The organism is Pseudomonas sp. GM84 (assembly GCF_000282535.1).
Lineage (GTDB): Bacteria > Pseudomonadota > Gammaproteobacteria > Pseudomonadales > Pseudomonadaceae > Aquipseudomonas.
In genome coordinates this window covers 1-4,627 of the sequence record NZ_AKJC01000294.1, presented here as the reverse complement: position 1 = coordinate 4,627, position 4,627 = coordinate 1, and the positions used below count along the sequence as shown (strand labels likewise).

Genomic DNA, 4,627 nt, shown 5'->3' with positions numbered 1-4,627 from the left:
CAACAAATGTAGGAGCGAGCTTGCTCGCGATGCGCCGCGCGGGCGGCGCTCGATCTCGAAACCGCTACAAGAACCAAGCCAACCGCGCCCGTTGCATTCATGCGCTTCACCGCCAAGGAAACTTGCACTCCCAGCGCCACGCATGGCCGACAATTTCTTCCAGCGTTGCAAACCGTGGTTGCCATCCCAGCACACGTTTCGCCCGCTCGGCATCCGCCACCAACCGCGCCGGGTCACCTTCCCGGCGCGAGGCTTCGATCACCGTGATCGGCCGTCCTGTGACCCGCCGCGCGGTATCGACCACTTCCTGCACCGAAAACCCCAACCCATTGCCCAGGTTGAACGCCGCACTGGCGCCACCGTCCAGCAGATACGCGACGGCCAGCGCATGCGCCGACGCCAGGTCAGCGACGTGCACATAATCGCGGATACAGCTGCCGTCCGGCGTGTCGTAGTCATGGCCGAACACCGTGATCGCCTCACGTCGCCCAGAGGCTGCCTGCAGGACCAATGGAATCAAGTGGGTTTCCGGCTCATGACGCTCGCCCAGCAAACCATCCGGGTCGGCCCCGGCCGCATTGAAGTAGCGCAAGCACACCGACTTCAAACCATATGCCCGGTCGAAGTCTTCGAGGATCTGCTCCACCATCCACTTGCTGCGCCCATACGGATTGATCGGCGTCTTGGGGTGTTGTTCATCGATGGGTACGTATTGCGGGTCGCCATACACGGCAGCGCTGGAAGAGAACACGAGGTGCTTGATATCGGCGCGGACCATGGCCTCAACCAAGGTCAGCGTGGCAGCGACGTTGTTCTGGTAGTACTTGCCGGGCTCGCTGACCGACTCGCCCACCTGGATGAAGGACGCGAAATGAAACACCGCGTTGAAGTGGTAGTCGGCGAACAACCGGTCCAGTGCACCTGCGTCGGCGATATCCAGCTCGACCCATTCGACATCGGGCGCAGGTGCCTCGATATCTGCCACCACCACTTCATGTCCGTCGTTCACCAGGTGCTTGACCATGTGTGAACCGATATAACCTGCACCGCCGACAACCAAGTACTTCATCCAATCCTCCTGGAACAGACGCAGCGTCGAATGCCTGGAATACAGGTCTGAATTGACTCTAGATGGCTATTTCAAGAACAGCCAGTTGGCCATGTTCTGGCCGTCGAAGGTGATCAGGTAGCGCCCATCCTTGTAGGTCGAAGCCAGTGGCTGCTCGCTGCCGTCAGCCTGGCGGCTGTACAGTTTCAGGCCCTTGGGCGCCTGGATGCTCAAGGTGCCTTCCAGCGGTTCGACGTGGAACGGGGTCATGTCGTCGGCCCTTGGCACGGCACGGCTGCCAAGCGAAATCAGCAGGCTGTGCGACTGCTTCAACGGCTTGGCGTCCAGGCTTTGCACCACCACGCTGGCGTAGGCGGTTTTCAGCTGCACCGCGATATCACCAAGGCGCAACGACTGGCCGCCGAGCCAGCCGGTTGCGGCCTGGGTCAGCGGGGTATCGATGGTGTAGAGGCCTTGTTGCCAGTTGCGCTTGAGCTCGCCGGTGTCGCTGGTCGACTCGCTGGCATTGGCGTCCAGCAGCGACTGGTCAGGGTCGCGCAAGACCTGCGCATCACCGGGCAGTGTGCCCGCCTGCAACCAGGGCAGCGCCGGCGTTTGCGGCATGGCGATCTGCAGCCGGCCTTTTTCCATGGCGGTGCGCAGCAGCACCGAGCTGGCGGGTGTGATGGCCCGGTTGAACAAGGTTTCGGCGCTGGGTGCGAACACGTAGCGGGTGGTGGCCAGGTGCACGTCTTCACGGCGGTAGAGCAAGGCTGCGGCGGGGAGGGTGGCGATCATCGCCGGGTCGTTGTAGGCATTCCAGTTGTCGGCCCGGCGCCAGCCTTCGATGAACGCTTGCTGGCTGTAGGCATATTGCATGATCGCGTCCCAGCCCTGATGGCTGGCGGTGCCGGCCACGTACAGCGGCAGCGAGTGGCGGTCGGGCAGGGGGAAGGGCTCGGCGTTCCATTCGGTGACGGTCATCGGCATGCCCAGCACCTGGGCGGCGCCCAGCCAGTTGATCATGCCGTCGCTGGTCAGCGGGTTCTTCTCCAGCTGGCCGATACCCCCGTAGCCGTGCGCATCGATCACGTTGCCTGCGGTCAGTGCCGGCAGCGCGGCAAGGCCGTTGCCACCCCAGGTGCTGGTGGTGACGATGGGCACTTTCAGCCCCAGGGTGCGCAGGTGGTCGATCATGTCGACATTGAAGCGATGCTCCAGCTCGTTGAGAAACAGCTTGCCTGGCCCAGGCTCCCAGGCGCGCCAGGTCTTGTCGGCGGGCAGGTTGGCGCGCGCGGCGAAGGCTTTGGCCTGGTCCATGAACAGCTGGTTGTGCTTGGGCACGCCCTTGTCCGGCAGCAGGGCGTTGCCGAAGTGCTGGGTCACGTCGTTTTCATTGGTGATGAGCACGGCGGCAACCGCCGGGTCATCCTTGTAGGCCAGGCCGGTGAAACTGTTCACATGGGTCAGGTACTGCTCGGCGAAGCGCTTCATCGCCTGTTGGATGGCCACGTTCACATAGGCATAGCCCTTGATCCCGGCGTACTGCTCGCCCTTGGCCAGCTCGTCGAAGGCATAGATGCCGTCATTGACGGTGACAATGCGCTCCACATGCAGGTCGAGCCACACGTAGATGCCTTCGTCTTTCAGGCACTTGATCCACCAGTCGATCTTCTTCAGCGATGCCGCGCTCAGCTGCTGGGTATCACGCAGGGTTTTGACGTCGCCAAAAATGTTCGGGCTGACCCAAGGCGAGTCATGGTGATGCAGCCGCACCAGGTTGAACCCCAGCGCGGACAGGCGCTTGGCCTGTTGCCTGATTTCATCGTCGGGGGTGTTGAACAGGGCATAGGCCGACAGGTTGGTGCCCCAGAAGCGCGCAGGCGTGCTGTCGGCGAACTGCAGCTGCTCGCCGGCGGCCTTGACGAAGCCGCGTTTGCCGGCGGGTTTCTCTGCCGCGTTGAGAAAGGACAGGTCCACCGGCGAGGTGCGCCAGCCCAACTGGTCGTCTGGCCAGCGCGTGGTGTCGGCCAGGCCGAAACGTTCGGTCGCGGTCGGGCGGAGCTCGATGTCGCCGGTCAGGTTCAGCACCGCCTTCACGTGCTGTTGGCCGGGCACGATCGGGTCGGTGTAGAAAAACGCACGGATTTCCGACGTGTCGCCGCGCTCGAAATACACCTTCGCCAACGCGGGTTCGAAACGCAGCTCAATGCGCCTTGCAGCGTTGCCCCACGACCAGCCGCGGTTGCCGGGCAGCAGCTGCGGTTCACCCATTTCTGCGGTGAACAGGGCAGGGTCGAAGCGGAACACCATGCCGCCGCCCATCACACCACGGCGCAGGCTTCGGGCGTTCAGGTCGAACGCCCAGCTCAGGGTCTGCGGCTGCGGCTTGCTGATGTCTGCCGCCAGCTCGAAATCCAGTTGCGGGTTCTTGCCGTTGAGCGTGTAGCGGTAGGGCGCGTTGACCTTCAGCGCCGTGCCGAAGCCGGTCCAGCTCCAGTCGGGCCCCCAGAAATCGAAGCGTGCCTGCATGGCCGGGCCGCCGCCGCGAGTCACGCTGGGCAGACCGTTCTGTTCGTCGACGCTGACGGTCCATGCCGAGGACCAGGCGAGTGCCGGCAGCGACAACAGACCCACGAGTAGCGAAGCCCTGACCCTCGGGCGCAGACCAATCCTTGTCATGAAAGTACCTGGTTGGTGGGCTGGGCAGTGCCCAGCACGGTGGATTCACTGCTCCTGAGCCTGCGCACCATCTGTACGTAGGCCACACCCAGCCCGCCCACCGACCAGTACACCACCGGGATGACGGTAATGCTGCTGACGGTGAAGATGATCACCAGAATCCCGAGCAAGGTTGCCAGCAACGTTCGGCCCAATCGTCGGTGTTCGTCCTCCTTGTCGGGAAACGCCCGCAAGGCTTTGTACAGCGCCAGCAGCACGCTGGCGAAGAACGCCACGAACAGCGCCAGTCCGACCAGGCCAAAGCGCAGCGCCAGGCTGATGTAGCTGTTGACGATGTCGATGATGCCTTCGCCCTGGATCATCGTCTGCATCTCTGGGGTGTTGCGGAAGTCGAACGAGCCAAACATCGGGTTGCGCTGGATGGTGATCCAGGCGTTGTCGAGCAGGCGCTGGCGGTAGGTGATGTTCTCTTTTTCCAGGTTGCCGACGAACGGCAGCAGGTCGAGCACTTTCTCGCCGCCGGGCAGCACGGTCAGCAGCGGCAACGCCAGCAGGCCGGCGCAGGCCAGCAGGGTCAGGCGCTTGACGGCGCCTTTGCCGGTGGCGATGAACACCGCAACGATGATCCCCGCGCCGATCCAGGGCCCACGCGACAACGGCACGACCAGCCCGGCGGCCAGCAGCAGGGCGCCCATGTAGCGCTGCAGGCGGTTGCGCACATAGCCCTGCACGAACAGGTACATGCCGATCGCCACACTGATGACGTAGGCCAGGGCGATCGCCTGGCCGGTGGTGGCGCTGGCCCGCAGCGAGCCGCCGCGGCTGAGGTAGCTGGACATGCTCCACTGCATCCCCATGGCGCTGATCAGGCCGTTGTACAGCAGCCAGTGACGGGGG

The 4,627-nt window shown here is 63.7% G+C and carries 3 protein-coding genes; all 3 read right to left on the bottom strand.

Annotation, left to right across the window (positions count from 1 at the left end):
• Window positions 1–106: 106 nt before the first annotated feature.
• A complete protein-coding gene (galE, locus tag PMI38_RS21115; RefSeq protein ID WP_008098511.1) occupies window positions 107–1,069 on the bottom strand; it encodes a UDP-glucose 4-epimerase GalE in 963 nt (320 codons plus the stop codon).
• Between the two features lie 66 nt (window positions 1,070–1,135).
• Window positions 1,136–3,730, bottom strand: a complete 2,595-nt coding sequence (locus PMI38_RS21110) for a glycosyl hydrolase family 5 (protein WP_008098509.1) — start codon at window positions 3,728–3,730, stop codon at window positions 1,136–1,138.
• The coding region (locus tag PMI38_RS21105) for an O-antigen ligase family protein (protein ID WP_008098506.1) at window positions 3,727–4,627 on the bottom strand (901 nt) is incomplete at its 5' end. The genes PMI38_RS21105 and PMI38_RS21110, both read right to left, overlap by 4 nt.